Genomic DNA, 21076 nt, shown 5'->3' on the forward strand with positions numbered 1-21076 from the left:
GCCAAGGAGACCGCAATGCATACCTGCAGCTTCATTGAACGCAATGCCATCCGCTATCCCGACGATACCGCCACCGAAGAGGCGGGGGTTCGCCAGAGCTGGCGTGCCTTTCGGGACCGCATCACCGCACTGGCCGGGGGGCTCGCCGCAAAGGGCGTCGCACCCGGCGACCGCGTCGCCATCCTTGCCGAGAACTCCGTGGCCTACATGGAGATCACCTATGCCACGCAGTGGCTCGGTGCGGTCTCCGTGCCCATCAATACCCGCTGGACGCCGGACGAGGTCGCCTTCGCACTGCAGGACAGCAGTGCGCAATGGATCTTCATCGATCAGCTCGGCGCGGGCTGCTACGCCAAGATGCCGGCCGAGGTGCGCAAGGCCGTCGGGCCGGTCGCACTGGATGCGGCGGCGCAATCCGTCGACGGCGCGCTGACCCTGGACAGCCTGCTGTCGGCGGAGCCGGTGAGCGCCCTGCGCCACGCCGATGATGATGTCGCCAGCATCTTCTACACCGGTGGCACGACGGGCCGCTCCAAGGGCGTGCAGCTCACGCATTCCAACCACGTGCTGCACAGCCTCGCCTTCGCCGCGGAGCTCAGCCTGACGCATCGCATGCGCCATCTGCATGTGGCGCCGATGTTCCACATCGCCGACGCGCTGTTCTTCCATGTGGTAACCGCCCTCGGCGGTGTGCACCACGTCATTCCGCGCTTCGAGCCCTCGGCATGCGCCCAGGCCATCCTCGACCAGGACATCGACCAGACCATTCTGGTGCCGACGATGATCGGCATGATGATGAACGAGGAAGCGGGCCGCGCCGGCCTCAAGAAGCTCCGCCGCCTGCTGTATGGCGCCTCCCCCATGCCGCAGGCCCTGCTGGATCGTGTGATGAAGGAGTGCCCCTCCCTCGAGCTGATCCAGGCCTACGGACAGACCGAGTCCTCGCCGGTGCTGACGCTGCTCAGCGGGGACGACCATCGCAACCCCACCGGTGACATCACGCGCTCGGCGGGCCGCGCCATGCTGGGATGCGAGGTCGCGATCTTCGACGCCAATGATCAGCCGCTGCCCCCCGGGGCACATGGAGAGATCGTCGCGCGCGGCCCGCAGGTCACGCCGGGCTATCTCAATCGCCCCGACGAGAACCGCGACACCTTCCGTGGCGGCTGGCTGCATACCGGCGATGCTGGCGTGATGGACGAGCGCGGCTATGTCTATGTCACCGATCGCATCAAGGACATGATCGTGACCGGTGGAGAAAACGTGTATTCGGTGGAAGTCGAGCAGGTGCTGTACGCCCTCGACGGCGTCGACCAGTGCTGCGTGGTGGGCATTCCGCACGAAAAATGGGGCGAAGCCGTGCACGCGGTCATCGTCAAAAAACCCGGCAGCCCTCTCGATCGGCAGGGGGTTTTGGATCACTGCGCCGCCAAACTAGCGAACTACAAGCGGCCACTCGATGTGACCTTCCGTGACGAACCCCTTCCGATTTCCGGCGCCGGGAAGATACTCAAGCGCGTGGTACGCGACGAGATTCGCGAGGTGGAAACAGCCTAGTGCTGGATGGCCGTTTCGACGGCTGGATGGACGCTGTACACAAAACATAAACACACACCGCGGCGGCGGGCCCGATGGGCCCGTTGTCGCGAAGCAACATCAAAACGACAAATCTGAGGAGCCTCTCATGCGCTACCGAATGCCAGCGGCGTTGCTTGCCGCTTTGTGCAGTTCGCTCATTGCCTGTTCCAGTCCCGATGCCGACAGCGCAAAGACGGAGACCGCCGCACCCGCTTCGCAGGCTGCGGCCGATCAAGGCACGGACCCTGTCGCCGAGCGCCGCGCCGCGGTCGAGCGGGTGGACGACGCTGCCATCATGGCCAATGCCGCGCATAGCCGTGAATGGCTGACCTACAACCACGGCTTCTCCGAGCAGCGCTACAGCCGACTCCAGCAGATCAATGTCGACAATGTCGACCGCCTCGGCCTCGCGTGGAGCTACGACCTGGGATCCACCCGCGGCGTGGAAGCCACACCGGTGGTGGTGGGCGGCACGATGTATGTGACCGCGCCCTGGAGCGTGGTGCATGCCCTCGACGCACGCACCGGTGAAATGCTCTGGAAGTACGACCCGCAGGTGCCCCGCGAATACGGCGCCCGTGCCTGCTGTGACGTGGTCAATCGCGGTGTGGCGGTGGCCAAGGGCAAGGTCTTCGTCGGTACGCTCGACGGCTATCTGGTGGCTCTCGATCCGGCCACGGGCGAGGTGCTCTGGCGCAAGGACACCTTTGGCCACATGCGCGAGAAGAAGCTCCAGACGATCACCGGCGCGCCGCGCGTCTTCGGTGATCTGGTGGTCATCGGCAACGGTGGCGCCGAACTGCAGACACGTGGCTATCTGACCGCCTACAACGTGCACACCGGCGAGCAGGAATGGCGCTGGTACTCGGTGCCGGAAGACCCGGAACCGCCCTTCGCCGATGCCTCCATGGAGATGGCCGCCAAGACCTGGGATCCGGATGGCGCGTGGCGGGAAACCGGTGGTGGCGGCACGATGTGGGATTCCATGGCCTACGACCCGGAGCTTGGCCTGCTCTACGTCGGGGTCGGCAACGGCAATCCCTGGAACCGCGATGTGCGCAGCCCCAAGGGCGGCGACAACCTGTTCCTGTCGTCCATCGTCGCGCTCAAGGCCAAGACCGGCGAATACGTCTGGCACTACCAGGAAGTGCCGGGCGATACCTGGGACTTCACCGCCGCGCAGCACATCATCCTGGCCGATCTTGAGATCGACGGCGAGCCGCGCAAGGTGCTGATGCATGCGCCGAAGAATGGGTTCTTCTTCGTCATCGATCGTACCGACGGAAGCTTCATTTCGGCCGAGCCCTTCGTCGATGTGAACTGGGCCGAAGGCTATGACGAGAACGGCCGGCCGATCATCGCCGAAGGCGCACGCGCGCAGGACGCCGCCTGGGAAACCCGGCCCAGCGCCTACGGTGCGCACAATTGGCACCCGATGTCCTTCAACCCGGAGACCGGGCTGGTCTACATCCCGGCCCAGGGTGTGCCGCTGGCGCTGGAGAGCGACCCCAGCTTCGAGCCGAACACGCACCAGCCCGGGCATCCGATGAGCAACCTCGGCTGGAACCTCGGCCACCTGGTCAACACCATCACGCCGGAAGCCAAGCCTTTCGGGCATCTGCTGGCGTGGGACCCGGTCGCGCAGAAGGAGGTGTGGCGGCAGGAGTATCTGTCGCCGTGGAATGGCGGCACCACCACCACCGCCGGCGGCCTGGTCTTCCAGGGATCGGCGGACGCCCGCTTCATCGCCTATGACGCCAAGACCGGCGACGCGCTGTGGCAGGCCCCGGTCAGTTCGGGCGTGATCGCCGGGCCGTCCACCTACGAGATCGACGGCACCCAGTACGTCAGCATCGCGGTGGGCTGGGGCGGGGTCTACGGCCTGGCGCAGCGCCACAGCGAGCGCATGGGTACCGGCCGTGTCTACACCTTCCGACTCGATGGCAAGGCGGAAATGCCGGAGATTCCCAGCGCATCGGAGGTGCGCAGCACCACGCTGGTGTCCGGCTACGACTACGAGGCGGAGGATGTCGGTCCGGGTGCACAGCTCTATGTGAGCAGCTGCATCTTCTGCCACGGCGTTCCCGGTGTGAACAACGGCGGCAGCCTGCCCAACCCCGGCTATGTCGACGCCAGCGTCCTGGAGTCGCTGCCCACCCTGCTGATTGAAGGCGCCTGGTCCAGCCGCGGCATGCCCAGCTTCAAGGGCAAGTTGACCGAACGCGAGGCAGAGCAGATCGCGGCCTTCATCCAGAACACGGCGGAAAGCGTCGCCAAACAGAGCAAGTGACCCCTTTTTCGGGCGTCGTGCGCGGCGCCTGCACTGGCCAACGAGGAGACAAGCATGAACAAGATGATGTCCGGTTTCGAAGTGCAACCCGCGGTGACGAGCTTCCTCAAGGGACCGCTGAAGATGCTGATCGGCGGCGAATGGGTGGATGCCCAGTCGGGCGAGACCATTGAGGTCTTCGACCCCGCCACCGGTGAGCGGCTGGGTGCCGTACCGTCCGCCGGTGAGGCCGATGTCGACAAGGCCGTGCGCGCTGCGCGTACCGCCTTCGAGTCGGGCCCCTGGCGCAGCATGCAGCCCGCGGAGCGCGCCCGCATTGTCTGGCGCATCGGCGAACTGCTGCTGGAAAACGCCGCCGAGCTGGCGGAGATCGAGTCCATCGACAACGGCAAGCCCGCTGCCATCGCGCAGGCGGCAGATATTCCGATTGCCGCGGACGTCTTCCAGTACCACGCTGGCTGGGCCACCAAGCTCTACGGACGCTCGGTAGAGCCGTCGGTGTCCTACATGCCGGGCATGCGCTGGCACGCCTACACCCGGCGCGAGCCGGTGGGGGTCTGCGGCCAGATCATTCCGTGGAACTTCCCCTTGCTGATGGCCGCCTTCAAGCTGGCGCCTGCCCTGGCCACCGGCAACGTGGTGGTGCTGAAAGTGGCGGAAGACACCCCGTTGTCCGCCATCCGCATGGGCCAACTCATGCAGGAGGCGGGCGTGCCCGATGGGGTGGTCAACATCATCACGGGCTATGGCGAGACCGCTGGCGCCGCCGTGGCGGGGCATCCGGACGTGGACAAGGTGGCCTTCACCGGTTCGACCGAAGTCGGCAAGCTCATCGTCAATGCCGCCAAGGGCAACCTCAAGAACGTGTCGCTGGAGCTGGGCGGCAAGTCGCCGAACATCATCCTCAACGACGCGGATCTGGAAAGGGCGATTCCCGGCGCAGCCGAAGCCATCTTCTTCAACCACGGGCAGTGCTGTACCGCGGGCTCGCGCCTGTTCGTGCAGTCGGACATCTATGACAAGGTCATGGAAGGGCTCACCGACTACGCCAAGAGCATCAAGCTTGGGCCCGGCCTCGACCCGGACACGGCGATGGGTCCGCTCGTATCCGCCAAGCAGCTCGAACGCGTCCAGGGCTATGTCGAGAACGGCAAGAAGGCCGGCGCCCAAGCCATCACCGGCGGCCAGCGCGTGGGCGAAAAGGGCCACTTCTTTGCACCGACGCTGATGGCCGATGTCGACGACAAGATGGAGGTCTACCGCGAAGAGATCTTCGGCCCGGTGGTCTGCGTCACCCGCTTCGACGAGGCCGATGCACAGCTCCTTGCGCGCGCCAACGACAGCATCTACGGGCTCGCTGCCGGTGTCTGGACGCGTGACCTCGAGAAGGCGCACCGGCTGGCCGCCGGCCTGCGTGCCGGTACCGTCTGGGTGAATACCTACAACGCCTTCGATCCCTCCTTGCCCTTCGGTGGCTTCAAGCAGTCCGGCTGGGGACGTGAGAACGGTGATGAGGTGTTGGAGCACTACCTGGAGCCCAAGGCGGTGGCGATTGCGCTTGGGGAATAGTTCTTCTTTGCTTTTGTGACCTTGGGGCCCGCTTCTGGCGGGCCCTTTTCGTTCCCCCTCCACCCGCGCCGGAGTAGCGCCTGCGCGCAGGGGGTGGCTGGCCAGGGACGGCCAGCCAAGGCCTGTCACGACAGGGACGTCGTGTCAGGCCGACCCCGAGCACAGGCGCTACGTAGGGGCCCGGCCCGACAGGGTCGGCGCGGGTGTGGGGTGCCTTCTCTTTGGTTCCTTTCTCTGGGCAAGCAGAGAAAGGGACCCGCACCGGGCAGGGTGCTCAGATCAGAGCTCAAAGCATCACAGGTGCGGAACCAAGAGCGATGGTGGTTAATGGAGCAACCGCCACTGCAACTGAATCGCCAAGTGTTCCGCGCTCTGAAGCAATTCACTGACGGATGAATCACTGAGAACGCGCGGGTTCCTTTGGTTACGACCAAAGGAACCAAAGCCATAGTGCCCACGGGTGGCCTGGGCCGGCTAACGCCGACCCAGGTGCCCGGATCGAGCGTCGTGCTCGGGGTCGGGCTGAGGCGGCGTCCATGCCGCCCCAGCCCTTGCTCGACGTCCTGTCTCGCACCCCCTGCGCGCGCCGCCCAATCCGGCCACCCGCCAAGGGCACAGGGACTGGCTCGCTGCTTCGCAGCATCGCCGCGTCGGCTGCGATGTCGCGGAGCGACGAGCCGTATGGAGTCCCCTGCACCCGCGCCGGAGTAGCGCCTGCGCGCAGGGGGTGGCTGGCCACGGATGGCCAGCCAAGGCCTGTCACGACACGGACGTCGTGTCAGGCCGACCCCGAGCACAGGCGCTACGGAGGGGCCCGGCCCGACAGGGCCGGCGCGGGTGTGGGGTGCGGTCTTTTGGTTACTTTTCTATCGCACAATAGAAAAGTAACCCGCACCGGGCAGAGTGATCAGACCGGAGCGCTATCCATAACAGGTGCGGAACTCTGAGCGCTGGTGGTCGTTGAGCCACCCCAGAATCTGGACCTCACTGCCACAGATTCCGCGCTCTGTAGCAATCCACTGTCGAGTGGATCACTGAGAACGCGCGGGTTCCTTTGGTTACGGCCAAAGGAACCAAAGCCATGGTGCCCACGGGTGGCCTGGGCCGGCTACGCCGACCCAGGTGCCCGGATCAGGCGTCGTGCTCGGGGTACGCGCCGACACGACGTCCCTGTCGTGACGGCGCTTGCTCGACGTCCTGTCTCGCACCCCCTGCGCGCGCCACCCGATCCGGCCACCCGCCAAGGGCACAGGGACTGGCTCGCCGCTGCGCGGCATCGCTGCGGATTGCCGCAACGGGGGCTGGGACGGAAGGCTAGTACGTCAGGCAGATCTTCCCAAAGTGCTTCTGCGATTCCTGATGGCGGAAGGCATCCGCAATCTTCTCCAGCGGGAAGCTGGAATCGATGACCGGCTTGATGCCAGTGGCATTCAGCCCGGCGACCATATTGAGCTGATGCTCACGGCTGCCTACGGTGATGCCTTTCAGGCGGATCTGCTTGACCATCATGGCCGCGGTGGGAATGTCGCCGCTCATACCGGTCAGCACGCCGATGAGGGAGACATGGCCGTCGTCGCGGCTGGCGGCGAAGGAGTTCGCTAGGTTGCCGGGGCCGCCCACATCCACCACATGATCGACGCCGCCGGCGGGACACAGGGCGGCGACGGCTTCGCCCCATTTCGGGGTGTTCTTGTAGTTGACAGTGTGATCCGCACCCAGCGCGCGCAGACGCTCCAGTTTCTCGTCGGAGGAGGAGGTGGCGATGACGGTGGCGCCTGCCGCCTTGGCCATCTGCAGTGCGAAGATGGACACGCCACCGGTGCCCTGCACCAGCACCGTTTCACCGGGCTGCAGGCCGCCTTCGACGAAGAGCGCGCGCCAGGCGGTCAGCCCGGCACAGGGCAGGGTAGCGGCTTCTTCGAAGCTGTAGCCGTCCGGGATGGGCGTGAAGGCGGTCTCTGCGTTGCAGACGTATTCGGCGGCATAGCCCTGGGCGGTGTCACCGGGGATGCACGCCCAGCACTTGGCGAAGGCCGGGCGCCCGGACTGCCACAGTGGGAAGAAGGTGCTCATGACGCGGTCGCCCGGTGCAAACAGCGTGACGCCTTCGCCCACGGCTTCGACCTCACCCGCGACATCGGACATCGGGATGCGGCCGTCCTCGGTGGGGGCCGCGCCGGTGACGACGAGGTAGTCGTGAAAGTTCAGGGAACTGGCGCGGGCCCGGACGAGAATCTGGCCCGGACCAGGCTCCGGTTTGGGCATGTCGACCACTTCGAGGGTGTCGAGGCTGGCGGGCTGGGGCAGACGGATCGCCTTCATGATCGGTGGGTCTCCTTGCGGGTCTTGTTGTGGGTGCGGCCGTTCACGGCGTACACCCATGGTAGGAATAAAGAGCTGTCCCGCGTGGGGCCTGAGATACGCGGCGCGTGGGGACAGAAGGGGGAGACACGGCGAAGGCGCCCGCAGGCGGCCCCCGCCGGTCGCACAGCATTCATTCGATGGTGCCGGCCGTTCACCCGGCGCTGAGTCCGTTGTCGACGGGCATGGCGGCGCCGTTGACGAAACTGGCGGCATCCGAGGCGAGGAAGAGTGCGCAATCCGCGACTTCCTCCACCGTTCCCAGCCTTCCCTGACGCGCGTTGATGGCATCGGTCATCGGGATGCCGTGGCCTTGCTCGTAGCGGTCCAGGAAGCGGCTGCCCATATCGGTCTGGATCACCGCTGGGCAGAGCGCATTGACGCGGATGCCGGTATCGCGCAGCTCCTGCGCCAGCGAGCGCGAGATCTGAACAACGGCGCCTTTGGAGGCGCAATACAGGGACAGCAAGGGCCATCCGACGAGACCGGCCACCGAAGCCAGGTTGACGATGCTGCCCTTGGTTGGGGCCAGGTGGGGCACGGCGTGCTTGCAGCCAAGCAGTACGCCACGCACGTTGATGGCCAATAGCTGGTCGATCTCGTCGACGTCGAGTTCGGTGATCGCCTTGATGATCTCGATGCCGGCGTTGTTCACCAGGCAGTCCAGCCGGCCCTGCTGCGCCATGGTGGCCTCCAGCGCGGCCTGCCACTGTGCGTTCTCGCGCACGTCCAGCGCCAGCGCCTGATGCGACTGCCGCCCATCGTTCGGTAATGCGTCCACGACGGCCTGAGCTTGTTCCTGCTTCAGGTCGCTCGCCACGACCGTCGCGCCCGCGGCGGCGAAAGTCTGGGCGCAGGCCTTGCCAATGCCGCTACCGGCGCCGGTGATGAAGACCACCTTGCCGTGAAATTCGTGCTTCGCCATGTCGTTCTCTCCTCTTGGGGCTGCGCGGCGTCAGGCGGTCTGGCCGCCGTCGATGACCAGATCAGCGCCGGTCATGAAACTGGCTTCATCCGAGGCGAGGAAGAGAATGCCGTTGGCAATCTCTTCGGGCTGGGCCAGCCGCCCCATCGGGATGGACGACAGCACCTTCTGGGTGAAGGCCTCGGCCACCGAGGTTTCCATCGCTGCAATGGCGTTGGACACCAGCACGGTTTCAGTGAAGCCGGGGCAGATGCAATTGATGCGAATGCCATAGCCCTCGGCGGCGCAATGCTTGGCAGCCGACTTGGAGGCGATGCGGACCCCGCCCTTCGAAGCGTTGTAGGCCATGGCCAGCGGTTCACCGATCATGCCTTCGATGCTGGCGACATTGACGATGGCGCCGCCGCCGGTCTTCTGCATGTGGGCAATCGCAGTCTGCATGCCCTTGATCACCGCACGCAGATTGGTGGCGAGAATGGCGTCCCACTCGGCGTCACTCTGTGTCTCGATGCTGCCTGGCCGCACAATGCCGGCGTTGTTGACCAGCACATCGACGCCGCCCCACAGGCTGTGCGCGTGCTCGAAGGTGCGTGGCCAGGATGCGTCGTCGGTCACGTCCTGCGCCATCGCGTGTACCTGCCCGTCGATGGCTTCGCTGGCTGCCTGTGCGGCCTCGGCATCCACGTCGGTCAGCAGGACATTCGCGCCCTCGGCCGCCAGTCGGGTGACGGCGGCGCGGCCGATGCCCTGCGCACCGCCCGTGACGATGCAGCGCTTTCCGCTCATCCGGCCCATGTCTCCTCCATCCTTAGTTTTTCTTTTGTTGTGCACTTTTGTGCAGCTTGGAGTCTAGCCGTCGTCAAGGCATGCGAAACCACACGAACGGGTAGTGTGTGTGTGCACTGCAGCGAGCAAGGTGCGGGATGCACAACGCCCCGTGGCCTTGGTTGAGTTGGGCCGCGCTTGGGCGCATGCTTGCCTGCTCGCGTCAACGCCAGTACCGCTGCCAGGTGATCGATGATTTATGGCTATTTCTGACCCATCCGACGTGGCTGCCGACGCATCGGTATTGCCTGCCCGCCCAGTCGGGATTCACCCGACCGGTGCCGTGGTGCGTTCGGACCTGCTGGCCCGGGTCTTCTCCGAGCCGATGCCGCGGGTGGTGCTGTTGCAGGCGCCGGCAGGGCATGGCAAGACCACTTTCATGCAGCAGGCGCGCGCGCACTGGCAGGCGCAGGGCGCGGCCATCGGCTGGGTGTCGCTGGATGAGGGCGATAACGACACCAGCCGGCTGTTTGGCCATCTGCAGAGTCTGCTCAAGCGACTTGAGGCGCAGTCGGCATCGAGCCAGGGCAGTGGGGGTGCGGTGCCCAAGGTGCAGGCGGGACGCGCGCCGCGTTCGGACTGGGTGGTGGATCGGCTGGAGCAGCTCGACCGCAGGGTGGTGGTATTCCTCGACGAATTCCAGGTGCTGACTAACCGCTCCATCCTCGATTTTTTCCGAACCTTGCTGGAGCGGCTGCCGGAGAATGCGGTCTTCGTCATCGGCTCGCGGACCGTGCCGGAAATCGGCATGGCGCGGTTGACCGTGAATGGCCACGCCGAAGTGCTGCGCGCACAGGACCTGCGTTTTTCGCTATCCGAAGCGGAGATGTTCTTTGCCGGTGTGGAGGGCCTGAATCTCAGCCGCAAGGAGCTTGAGTCGATTCATGAACGCAGCGAAGGCTGGCCGGCCGCCTTGCAGCTCTATCGCCTGTCGCTCGCCAGCCCCAGCGTGCGTGAATCGCTGACCAATATCGCGACCTTCCGTCCACGGGATCTGGCCGACTACCTGGCCGACAATGTGCTCGATCTGCAGGATGCCGAGGTGCAGCAATTCCTGCGCGAAACGGCCCTGCTCAAGCGCGTCTGTGCACCGCTGTGCGACACCGTCACCGGCCGCACGGATTCCCAGGCCATGTTGCAGTACCTGGAGCGGGCGGGTCTTTTCCTGCGCAGCCTCGATGCGGACGATTACTGGTTCAAGTACCACACGCTGTTCTCCGGCTTTCTCGCCCGCCAGCTGAGCGAACACGACCCGGAGCGCGCCAGCGAGATTCACGCCCGCGCGGCCCAATGGTTCGCCGAGCAGGCGGACTACGACCCGGCGATGTACCACGCCCTGGCCGGTGGTGACGTCGGGCTTGCCGCGGAAATCCTCGATCACTGGGCTACCCGGCTGACCATGGACGGCAATCTGGTAACAGTGGAGCGCTGGTACGACAGCCTCCCCATTGACGAGATCGAGAAGCGTCCGGATCTGGTGGTCAAGGTGGCCTATGCATTGGCCTTCCTCCGGCGCCGCCAGAAGCTGGAGCCCATTCAGGCCATTCTGGAGCGTTTTGCAGCTTCCGGAGATGCCGATCTGGTCGCGCGCAGTTCCGTCGTGCGTTCGATGATCCTGATCATTCAGGACGATATCGCCGGCGCCAGCGAGGTCGTTCGCACGGTGCAGGTACGCGACGACACGGCCACAGGCTTCCGTGCATTCGAACTGGGTGCGGGCGCCAATCTGGAGGGGTACCTGGCGATTGCGGCCGGTGAGCCCGAGGCCGCCCACGAGTATCTTTCGCTCGGCCGCGCGCACAGTGAACGCGCCGGCGCCGCCTTCAGCTGGGGTTATGCGGTCAGTACGGCGGGCGCAAATCTTCTGGTTCAGGGTTATCTGCAGGAGGCGCTGGAGAAGTTCCGTCAGGGCATGACCGACCCCGGCATCAGCCTCGACGAGTCGGTGACCTCTGCCGTGCTGGTCGCCTGCCACGTGCACGCCCTCTACGAAGTCGACGCCCTTGAAGAGGCACGTGCCCAGTTCGAGCAGTACCAAAGCGTGATCCGCAATGCCGCCTTGCTGGATTACATGGCACTGTCGTATATCGCTCTGGCCCGGATTCACGATGCGCAGGGCGAATTCGCACAGGCGCAGGAGAAGCTCGACGAGCTCGAATCCATTGCCTACACCAGCAACTGGCCGCGCATGGTGCGCAACATCAACTGGGAGCGGGTGCGCCGGGCGCTGGCATCGGGAGAACTCGACCGGGCCAAATCCATTGCCAGCCGCATTGAAGCCCGTCCAAGCCAGGACCGCTCACTCTGGATTCCTTTTTCGGAAGCGGCCGAGGGCGATCTCATTGGCTGGGCCCGGCTCGATATCGCCGACGGCCGCAGCGACCGGGCACTGGACAGCCTGCACCGCGCCCTCACCGACGCGGCCGACCGGCGCCGGGTGCGCCGCCAGATCAAGCTGCGCATTCTCGAAGCATTGGCCTACCGTGCGCAGGGGGAGGACAACTCGGCGCGGCGGGCCATGCAGAAAGCACTCAGCCTGGCCGCGCCGGGCGGCTTCATCCGCACCTTCATCGAGGAAGGCCGCGAGGCCGTCCAGCTATTGCGCGACATGTCCGGGGCCAGCACCGGCCTGAGCGTGATCGCCCCCGCTGCCGAGCGCTGCGATGCCACCACGCCCGGCGCCGAGCAGCTGCACAATCTCATGCACCGCATCCTACGTGGTGCCGGCATCGAACGCGCGCAGAGCGCGCCGCTCGAAGGCGAGGCCTTTCAGCCGCTCGAACCGCTCACCGAACGCGAGCAGCAGATCCTCACGCTGCTGGCCAACGGCGCCTCCAACCGCGCCATGGCCGAAGCCATCTTCGTGTCCGAGAACACGATCAAGTTCCACCTCAAGAACATCTACTCCAAGCTCGCCGTCTCCAGCCGCGCCCAGGCCATCAATGCCGCGCATCAGATGGGCTTGGTCTGAACCACCCGCGATTGCTCTGAGAGCAGGCAGCTCTGCTCAGGCGTGTTCCCTGAGGCGGCGAGCGATCTGCGCGAAGTAGTCTTCCGCCAAGTAGGGCGAAAGTAGGAAGGCAATCTGTTCGAGGCCGCGCCAGATATCGGCCTCTCGGACAGTGCTGTGATTGCCGTCGATTTCGGTGTATCGCGGCCAGCTGATCCAGAGCACCCACATGTTCTCGGCCAGTCGCTCGCATTCATCTGGCGTGGCGGAACAGCGACCAGGCGCGCGTCGCAGGGCACCGCGAATGATGATGTGCATGTAGGCCTTGCACTTGTGACTGAGCGCGCGATAGCTCTCCGCAAGCGCTTCATCCCTGCGGATGAAATCCACGGCAAAGAAAAACCGATAGCGCCAGAGCACCCTCGCCCCTCCGGTGAAACACGAAGCGAGGTAATCAGCGGTGATGTCGTCCTGCTCCGCGGTGCGGAGCACTTGCGTGAGTTCGTCAGTGAGCCGCAGGAACAACTCCCGCATGATCGCTTCGCGATTGCGGAAGTGGTAGTAGAGGTTGCCTGGGCTGATCCCCAGATGATTCGCGATCTGTGACGTTCCGACGGCGCCGCCGTGCTCGTTCATGAGCGCGATCGCGGCCTCGAGAATGCGCTCCCGGTTGTCGTTTTGCGGCTTGCTTCTTGGCAGTGCCATGGCGTGTTGACGCTCCCCAAAATAGAGTATACGCTCTAGATGAAATACTCTAGAACGCAAAGTTGTAGGAAAGGGTACCCCCGGAACCTGCAGCCTGCTGCCCAGAGGCCTGATGCCCCGAAGAGGGCGCGCGAAGAGGCCCGAACCTCGCGGTCGCTTCGTGAAGAGCGAGTAGGAGGAGAGGAAATGGCTGAGCCGCTTGAAGGACGGCGGGTGGTGATCACTGGCGCGTCCTCCGGGATTGGAAGTGCAACGGCGCGATCGCTCGCGGCCGCAGGTGCGGAACTGGCGCTGTGGGATGTGGATGCCGATGGGGTGCGAGCGCTTGCTGAAACGCTCGACCGCAAAAATCAGCGATGCCTCTCCTTTGTCGTCGACGTGCGCTCAGACGCCGCTGTGCAACAGGCGATCACACAGACCATTGACGGGTTGGGAGGGCTCGACGGCGCGTTCAACAATGCAGGCATTGGGGCGCCAACGGTTCCGTTCGAGCAACTTGAAGAAAATGACTTCGACCAGACCCTGGCCGCCAATCTGAAGGGTGTGTGGCTGTGCATGCGGCATCAGTTGCGCCACATGCTTGCTCAAGGCAGTGGCTCCATCGTGAATAACGCCTCAATTTCGGGCCTCGTCGGCCTGGCCGGCCAGGCGGCCTATACGGCGAGCAAGCACGGAGTGGTCGGGCTGACCAAAGCAGCCTCCGTTGAGGCTGCAGAGGGCGGGGTCCGGGTGAACGCCATCTGCCCCGGCGCAGTTCGAACCCGCATCCTCCAGCACTTGGAGGCCGCCGGCATCACGGAAGAAGTGCTCGCCGGCATGTCGCCGCAAGCGCGTATCGCAGACCCGACGGAGATTGCGGGCGCCGTGCTGTGGCTCCTGTCCGGTCAATCCACTTTTGTCACAGGGGCCGCCATCCCGATTGATGGCGGCTGGACCGCGCGGTGATCGATCAGACGGAGGCACACGACATGGCGACAACAACGAAGAACGCAGTCCCGGACGCGGGTGATTGGTGCGGCGCCGACCCTTTCGCCCCCGACTTCCGCGATAACCCTTATCCCGCATTGCATCGTCTGCGCACGGCGGATCCGGTGAATCTCACTCCGGTCGGTACCTGGCGGATCAGCCGCTACGCGGACGTGGCGGATGTTTTCAAGAATGCCAAGACGAGCCAGACCCTTTCCGACGGTACCGCCCCCAACTTTGATCCTTTGGATCAAAGGGGCAGCTTCCTGGAATTCATGCTGAACAAGGATGGCCCGGCGCACCGACGACTGCGGAATATGGCGATGCAGTCGCTGGGTGGTGCCAAGACGGTCCGCCAAATGGAGTCAGAGGTACAGCAAACCGTGACTCAGGCTATGGACCAGGCACTGGCCCAAGGCGGCATGGAAATCGTCGAGGACATGGCCAGCCTTGTGCCGTCGCGCATGATGTGTCACATCATGGGGGTGCCTTTGGCCGACCGTCCGTTGTTCAACGAGTGGACCGCGGCGAGAACCAATGCCTTCTTCGCCCGCTTCCTGCCTCCTGAGGTCCAGCAGAGGACGCGCGACGCCGGTGTTGCAATGGCTGACTATTTCGAGGCGCTGGTGCGCGAGCGGCGCGCCAAGCCTGGAGAGGATCTGGTCAGCGCATTGATCCGGGCTGAAGAGCAAGATGACAGCCTCGGCGACGTCGAGCTTGCTGTACAGGCGATCGGCATCATTATCGCAGGCTACGAAACGACCATCGGCCTCATCAGCAATGGGCTGAGGGCCTTGCTCGACCATCCCGATCAGATGGAGCGGCTCCGTCAGGAGCCCGTCCTGATTCGTAACGCCATTGAGGAATGCCTGCGCTACGACACCCCGATTCTGTTCAATTGGCGTGTCCTTGCCGAGCCCTGGGAGGTCGGCGGCCGTGTGCTGCCGGCAGATGCCGTGCTCTGGATGATGCTCGGATCGGCCAATCGCGACCCGGCACGCTTCCCGGAGCCGGACCGCTTCGATATCGGTCGTCAGGATGTGGCGCACCAAGCTTTCGGCGGTGGCGTGCACTTCTGTCTGGGCAACCAGCTGGCGCGCATGGAAGCGCGGTATGCCCTGACCGAATTCGCGCAGCGAACGGCAGGGATGGATATCCGTCAGGGCGATATCGAGTGGTCGCACTCCTTCTTCCGAGTCATGGCTAAGCTGCCCATCACATTTCATTAGAGGAGATTTCTCATGGCCGAACCGACGCTTGAAACCCGATGGCTCATGCGCTTGCGCGGTGCCATTGAACAGCCGGTTGTTGTCGGGGATTCATTGATGGTGTTCAACGTGCTTGAAGCCAGCATCGAGAGTCCGCGGATCACGGCACAGCTGGCGCACCCGAGTGGAGATTGGGTGCGCGTGCAGCCCAATGGCAACTGGAAATTGGACGTACGCCTGCTGATGATGGCGGACGACGGCATGCCCATCTATTCGCACTACAACGGGGTGCTGCGTATGGATCCGGGGCTCAGCGAGCGTATTGCCTCAGGCGAGTCCATTCCGGGATCGGATATCTACTTTCGCAGCGCGCCCTACTTCGAGACCGCGTCCGAGAAATACGGCTGGCTCAACGATCTCCTCACCATCGGGAAAATCGCGAGCTTCGGCGGCGGAGAAGTGCTCTACGACGTGTTCGAAGTGCTCTGAACGAGACACCCAGGGGGTGGTTTATGGAAGGTCACGCTCAACACCAGCGCATGCCACGCGTACTGATCATAGGCGCGGGAATGTCCGGGCTTCTGGTCGCCATCAAGCTCAAGGAACAGGGCTTCACTGATTTCTCGATCATCGAGAAGGGGTCAGAACTGGGCGGCACCTGGCGGGACAACACCTACCCCGGCATTGCCTGCGACGTGGCGTCCCACTACTACACCTACAGCTTCGAACCGAACCCTTCATGGAGCAGCAGGCTCCCGGGGGGCGGAGAGATTCAGGACTACCTTGTTTCTGTTGCCGAGAAGTATGACCTCCGCCGCTCCATACGCTTCAACCAAGAGGTGGTGGATGCCCACCATGACGGCCAGTGCTGGACCTTGCGTACGGCCGACGGGGAGGCACTGAGTGCCGACATCGTGGTGGCCTGCTGTGGCCTCTTGCACCACCCGCGCTACCCCACCATCAAGGGGCTCGAGGATTTCGCAGGCGCCGCCTTCCACTCCGCGCGCTGGAACCATGATGTGGACCTTGACGGCAAGCGCGTGGGAATCATTGGAAACGGTTCGACGGGCGTGCAGATCATTGCCGCGCTCGCGCAGCGCCCGCTGGAATTGACAGTGTTCCAGCGCAGTGCGCAGTGGATCTTTCCGCTCCCGGACCGGCAATACACCAAGCTCGAGAAGCGACTGTTGCGGCGGTTCCCGCGCCTCGCCAAGGGGCTCCACAAGAGCTACCGCTGGTTGTATGAGCACACCTTCGCGAAGGCGGTGATCCGGCCGGGCTGGCAGCGGTCACTGCTCAGCAGCCTGTGCCGATGGAATCTGCGCACCGTGAAGGACAAGGCGCTGCGGGCGAAGCTGACGCCCACCGATGCCCCGCTGTGCAAACGCATGGTGATGTCCACCAGTTTCTATCCCGCCATGCAGCGCGACAACGTCTCCTTGGTGGTAGAGGACATCGCCCACATCGAGACCGACGCGGTCGTGACCAAGGACGGTGTGCGACATGCGATCGACGTACTGGTGCTGGCCACCGGATTCGATGCGCACGCCTACGTACGGCCCATGAAGCTGACCAATGCAGCGGGAGAAAGTCTGGATGAGGCCTGGGCGGGCGGTCCCTATGCGCATCGTACGGTCACGATTCCCGGTTTCCCCAACTTCTTTCTTACGCTTGGGCCCCAGAGCCCCATCGGCAATTACTCCGCGATCGATATTGCGGAAACCCAGGTGGATTACATCCTCGGGTGCATCGCCCACTTCGCGCAGGGTTCCGCGCCGGCCATGCAAGCAAAGCCGCAGGCCGCCGAGGCCTTCAACGCACGCGTGCGCGAGGCCATGGAAGGCACGACCTGGGTACAAGGCTGTTCGAGTTGGTACATCGCGCCCAATGGCGTGCCTTCGGCATGGCCCTTCGAGCCGCGCCGCTTCCGTGCTGAGCTCGAAGTGCCTGATTTCAGGGAATTCGAGAGCCTCTAGCACAACCACCGATGCGCGCACTGCGATCCGGCAGTTGGTGTGGGCGCGCCCTTCTCTTATGACAACCGGTCCCTACGATGAATGCCTCAGCACGTACCAATACCCGCGTTGTTCTCGCCCGTCGACCGCAAGGCGCGGTTCGTCCAGAGCACTTCCGAGTCGAGCACGCGCCTGTTCCAGATATCGGCGATGGCGAGATGCTTCTGGAAACCTGCTTCCTGTCACTGGATCCGTACATGCGCTTGCGCATGAACGATGGCCCCTCCTACGCAGAGCCGGTTCAGGTTGGAGAGCCGATGTGCGGTGGTACCGTCTGTCGCGTGGTGCAATCTCGCCATCCCCGCTATGAAGCGGGCGATCTCGCCCTGGCCTTCACCGGTTGGCAGCACTATGCGGTGTCCAATGGGGACGGCGTGATGCCTCTGGACAAGGCGCTGGAACATCCGTCCTACGCCCTCGGCATCCTCGGGATGCCGGGATTCACGGCATACCACGGGCTGCTCAATATCGGTCAACCCCGCTCCGGAGAAACGGTAGTGGTCGCCGCGGCTACGGGGGCGGTCGGGTCCGCAGTGGGCCAGATTGCGAAGATCAAGGGATGCCGTACGGTGGGCGTGGCCGGAGGCGCCGAGAAATGCCGCTTCGCCGTGGAATCGCTCGGCTTCGATGCGTGCGTTGACCACGCTTCCGATGATTTCCAGCGGCAACTGACCGCGGCTGCTCCGGAAGGCATTGATGTTTACTTCGAGAACGTCGGCGGCGCTGTCTTCGATGCGGTCCTGCCGCTGCTGAATGAAGGCGCGCGTATTCCATTGTGCGGCGTCATTGCCTGGTATGACGCCGATGGCGTGCCAGATGGGCCGAATCAGCTCCCTGGCCTCATGCGCGCGATGCTGGTGCAGCGCATCAAGATGCAGGGTTTCGTCATTCTCGATGAGTACGAGCGGCACTACGGTGCATTCCTCAAGGATATGGGGCAGTGGCTGGCGAGCGGACAGATCACGGTGCGGGAAGACATTGTCGCGGGCCTCGAAGCCGCACCGGAGGCTTTCGTCGGTCTGTTGCATGGGCGCAACTTCGGCAAGCTTGTGGTGCGCGTGGCTGAGCCCTGACGGGCGGCACCTTCGACCGGACACCATGGGGAGCGGGCAATGGGTAAGGTGATTTTTGTCGGAACCGACGGCCAAAGCCGGTGCCTGGAGGCGGCCGAGGGGCAGAACCTCATGCAATGCGCAGTCGATCACATGCTTCCTGGCATCGCCGGGGACTGTGGTGGTTGCTGCAGTTGCGCCACCTGTCACGCCTATGTTGATCCTTCCTGGCTGGCCGCTTCCGGCGTGCCGGGCGAGGAGGAGCACATGATGATTGAAGGCGCCGTCGAGCCGAAGCCGAACAGTCGACTGCTCTGCCAGATCACCATGTCCGAGGCGCTCGACGGGGTGGTCATTCACCTGCCCGAGTCGGCCTTGTAAGCGATGCGCACGCCATCGCCAGCTGCTCAGTGTTCCTGGATGCGTCAAGCGTGATGACTCCGTCCGCCGGACCCGGGGCGCAGGCTGCGGTGTCCCGTCATCCCGAGCCCCGACACGCCGCGTCGCCGCGCTCCCGAGGGTCGGATGTCGCGCAGGGTGTGGCGGATGCCCCACTCATCATCGAGGCGCTGGAGATGCGGCGAAAGGGCGATATGGACAGCGCGCACGCCGCGCTGGACGCGCTTCTGCGCCACATGGTTCCAGAGGCGGAAATGACCCGCCTGTGCAAGGCGGAGGGCGACATGGCTGCGCTATTGATGGAGCACGTGGACTATCTGGCGTCGCGCCCCTGCCATCGTCGGCATGCGCAGTTGCGGCAATTGCTTCCTCTTGCATTGACCATGCTGAGGGCCGTTGCGGAGGCATCGGAAAGCGAGCCGGCTGTCCCGGTCACCTTGACCGCGCGCGAGGCCGAGATACTGCATCTGCTTGCAACCGGAGCATCGAACGAGACCATCAGCCGCCAGGCGCATGTTTCCTTGAATACGGTGAAATATCACCTCAAGAACATCTATTCCAAACTCGGGGCCGGTTCCCGGCTGGAGGCCATTCAGCGCGCCCGCCGTGCCGGTATCGCCATCCAGGAGTGATACCACTCAGCCATCATCCGAAGGCCCGCGCCACAGGACTTCATAGAGGTCGTGGCGGCGGTCCTTCCAGTTCTGCACGGTGCCGGCCTGGCGTGCCTGATAGAGCGCGTCGAGATCCAGATCAGCGAAGGCCAGCTGTTCGACATTGGGGGTGGTGTCTGCCGCTACGCCATCGCGCGCGAAGGGAAAGTCACAGGGCGTGATGATGGCGCTCTGGGCGTAATGGATGTCCATGTTGTGGAACCGCGGCAAATTGCCGACGTTGCCTGCAATGGCCACATAGACCTGGTTCTCGACGGCGCGGGCGTGCGCCGAGTAGCGCACGCGCAGATAGCCATTGCGCTCTTCGGTGGAGAAGGGCACGAACAGCATGGTTGCGCCCTGATTCACCAGATGGCGCCCCAGCTCTGGGAACTCGCTGTCGTAGCAGGTCAGCACGCCGATGGTGCCGCAGTCGGTGTCGATGGCACGCACCACGTCACCGCCTTCGATCTGCCACCAGTAGCGTTCGCCCGGGGTGGGCTGAATCTTGGGCTGCTCGTGCACGGAGCCATCGCGCAGGAAGACGTGCGCGACATTCTGCAGTACGCCGGTGGAGCTGAACTGTGGGTGGCTGCCCGCAATGATGTTGACGTTGTAGCGGATGGCCAGGTCCTGGAAGAGTTCCTCCAGCGCGTCGTTGTAGTCCGCCAGCCGCCGGATGGAGTCGCGCGGCGACATCTCGCGGTCCTCGATGGATAGCAACTGGAAGGCGAAGTACTCCGGGAACAGCACGAAATCCGATTTGACGTCGGCCACCGCGTCCACGAAGTGGCGCACGATCTTGGCGAATTCATCGAAGGATTCGATGCCGCGCTGGAGGTACTGCACGATGGCGATGCGCACCACCGAGGCCGGGCGGTCCGGGGCGGAGACCGTCTTGGTGGTCTGCGTCTCGGCACCGCGGTTGCGCCAGATCATGTGCGTGGCGAAGCCGCAGGATTCGGTGTCCGAGGGCAGGTAATTCTGCAGCACGCCCACGCATTCGAAGCCTTGCTGCAGCTGGAAGCTCATCACTGGATCGCGGATCTGGCGTTCGCGCACGGCTTCGCAATAGGCTTCCACGCTCTCGAAACGGCGCCGGCGCCGGCCGTAGCCGGGGATGCGTCCACCGAAGGCAATGCCCTTCAGCATCTCGTCGATGCACAGCTTGCGGCGTGCCGCATACAGCCGATGGCCAATGCGCAATCCGCGGTAGTCGGGATCGACGCAGACTTCGTAGGCGTAGAGCCAATCACCATTCGGGTTGTCGGTGGTGCCGAAGCCGCCGCCGGTGATCTCCCGCCAGGTGTGCTTGGACAGTGCGCGTTCCTCCGACACGCGCAGCGACGCGGAGTAGCCGACGATCTGGTCCTCGTAGATCGCCACCATGTGGCCGGGCGGATAGTGGTTGAGCTGTCCGCGTAGCTCGTCCTTGCTGTACGGCCCCATCTCGGCATAGACCTTGGCGGTCAGCGCGATGATGGCCGGAATGTCTTCCGGAACGGCTTGGCGAATGAAGAGTTTCTGGCCACGCTTGGGCATGATTCAGGCTCGTTGCGGAAAGTAGGCTGTCATACAAG

16 protein-coding genes are annotated in these 21076 nt (G+C 64.3%); 11 read left to right on the top strand and 5 right to left on the bottom strand.

Going from position 1 to position 21076, the window contains the following annotated elements:
* The first annotated feature begins 15 nt into the window (after positions 1–15).
* From ACOOFO_RS02665 to ACOOFO_RS02675, 3 genes are all read left to right on the top strand, one after another.
* Positions 16–1557, top strand: coding sequence for an AMP-binding protein (locus ACOOFO_RS02665; protein ID WP_420428117.1), 1542 nt, complete (start codon positions 16–18; stop codon positions 1555–1557).
* 127 nt (positions 1558–1684) lie between these two features.
* Positions 1685–3868 carry a PQQ-dependent dehydrogenase, methanol/ethanol family gene (locus ACOOFO_RS02670; RefSeq protein WP_420428118.1) on the top strand — a complete coding sequence of 728 codons (2184 nt, stop codon included), beginning with the start codon at positions 1685–1687 and terminating at the stop codon, positions 3866–3868.
* 54 nt (positions 3869–3922) lie between these two features.
* On the top strand, positions 3923–5437 hold the full coding sequence (locus ACOOFO_RS02675) for an aldehyde dehydrogenase family protein (protein ID WP_420428119.1): 1515 nt from the start codon (positions 3923–3925) through the stop codon (positions 5435–5437).
* Between the two features lie 1314 nt (positions 5438–6751).
* Here ACOOFO_RS02675 and ACOOFO_RS02680 read toward each other — a convergent pair.
* The 3 genes from ACOOFO_RS02680 to ACOOFO_RS02690 all read right to left on the bottom strand — a co-directional run bounded on the left by ACOOFO_RS02680 (position 6752) and on the right by ACOOFO_RS02690 (position 9509).
* Entirely contained in the window at positions 6752–7759 is a 1008-nt protein-coding gene (locus tag ACOOFO_RS02680) for a zinc-dependent alcohol dehydrogenase family protein (protein ID WP_420428120.1), read from the bottom strand.
* A gap of 193 nt (positions 7760–7952) precedes the next feature.
* Positions 7953–8723: an SDR family NAD(P)-dependent oxidoreductase gene (locus ACOOFO_RS02685; RefSeq protein WP_420428121.1), complete on the bottom strand. Its 771-nt coding sequence runs from the start codon at positions 8721–8723 to the stop codon at positions 7953–7955.
* Between the two features lie 30 nt (positions 8724–8753).
* A complete protein-coding gene (locus ACOOFO_RS02690; RefSeq protein ID WP_420428122.1) occupies positions 8754–9509 on the bottom strand; it encodes an SDR family NAD(P)-dependent oxidoreductase in 756 nt (251 codons plus the stop codon).
* 238 nt (positions 9510–9747) lie between these two features.
* Here ACOOFO_RS02690 and ACOOFO_RS02695 point away from each other — a divergent pair, with 238 nt between their 5' ends.
* Positions 9748–12519 (top strand): LuxR C-terminal-related transcriptional regulator, encoded by a 2772-nt coding sequence (locus tag ACOOFO_RS02695; RefSeq protein ID WP_420428123.1) that lies wholly within the window; start codon positions 9748–9750, stop codon positions 12517–12519.
* A 36-nt stretch (positions 12520–12555) separates the two neighbouring features.
* Here ACOOFO_RS02695 and ACOOFO_RS02700 read toward each other — a convergent pair whose 3' ends face one another.
* Entirely contained in the window at positions 12556–13203 is a 648-nt protein-coding gene (locus ACOOFO_RS02700; RefSeq protein WP_420428124.1) for a TetR/AcrR family transcriptional regulator, read from the bottom strand.
* A gap of 186 nt (positions 13204–13389) precedes the next feature.
* On the opposite strand from ACOOFO_RS02700, the gene ACOOFO_RS02705 reads away from it, so the two are divergent.
* The 7 genes from ACOOFO_RS02705 to ACOOFO_RS02735 all read left to right on the top strand — a co-directional run bounded on the left by ACOOFO_RS02705 (position 13390) and on the right by ACOOFO_RS02735 (position 19475).
* Complete coding sequence (locus ACOOFO_RS02705; RefSeq protein WP_420428125.1) at positions 13390–14148, top strand: SDR family NAD(P)-dependent oxidoreductase; 759 nt, start codon at positions 13390–13392, stop codon at positions 14146–14148.
* 23 nt (positions 14149–14171) lie between these two features.
* Positions 14172–15398: a cytochrome P450 gene (locus ACOOFO_RS02710; protein ID WP_420428126.1), complete on the top strand. Its 1227-nt coding sequence runs from the start codon at positions 14172–14174 to the stop codon at positions 15396–15398.
* 12 nt (positions 15399–15410) lie between these two features.
* On the top strand, positions 15411–15866 hold the full coding sequence (locus ACOOFO_RS02715) for a DUF3237 domain-containing protein (protein ID WP_420428127.1): 456 nt from the start codon (positions 15411–15413) through the stop codon (positions 15864–15866).
* Positions 15867–15916: 50 nt separating this feature from the next.
* Positions 15917–17353 carry a flavin-containing monooxygenase gene (locus ACOOFO_RS02720; RefSeq protein WP_420429617.1) on the top strand — a complete coding sequence of 479 codons (1437 nt, stop codon included), beginning with the start codon at positions 15917–15919 and terminating at the stop codon, positions 17351–17353.
* Between the two features lie 77 nt (positions 17354–17430).
* Positions 17431–18465 carry an NADP-dependent oxidoreductase gene (locus ACOOFO_RS02725; protein ID WP_420428128.1) on the top strand — a complete coding sequence of 345 codons (1035 nt, stop codon included), beginning with the start codon at positions 17431–17433 and terminating at the stop codon, positions 18463–18465.
* Between the two features lie 39 nt (positions 18466–18504).
* Positions 18505–18825 carry a hypothetical protein gene (locus tag ACOOFO_RS02730; RefSeq protein ID WP_420428129.1) on the top strand — a complete coding sequence of 107 codons (321 nt, stop codon included), beginning with the start codon at positions 18505–18507 and terminating at the stop codon, positions 18823–18825.
* Between the two features lie 53 nt (positions 18826–18878).
* Positions 18879–19475, top strand: coding sequence for a helix-turn-helix domain-containing protein (locus ACOOFO_RS02735; protein WP_420429619.1), 597 nt, complete (start codon positions 18879–18881; stop codon positions 19473–19475).
* Between the two features lie 6 nt (positions 19476–19481).
* Here the strand turns inward: ACOOFO_RS02735 and ACOOFO_RS02740 are convergent, their stop codons facing one another.
* Positions 19482–21038: a GNAT family N-acetyltransferase gene (locus tag ACOOFO_RS02740; RefSeq protein ID WP_420428130.1), complete on the bottom strand. Its 1557-nt coding sequence runs from the start codon at positions 21036–21038 to the stop codon at positions 19482–19484.
* Positions 21039–21076: the final 38 nt, after the last annotated feature.

This window comes from Algiphilus sp. (assembly GCF_965216485.1).
Classification (GTDB): Bacteria; Pseudomonadota; Gammaproteobacteria; order Nevskiales; family Nevskiaceae; genus Algiphilus.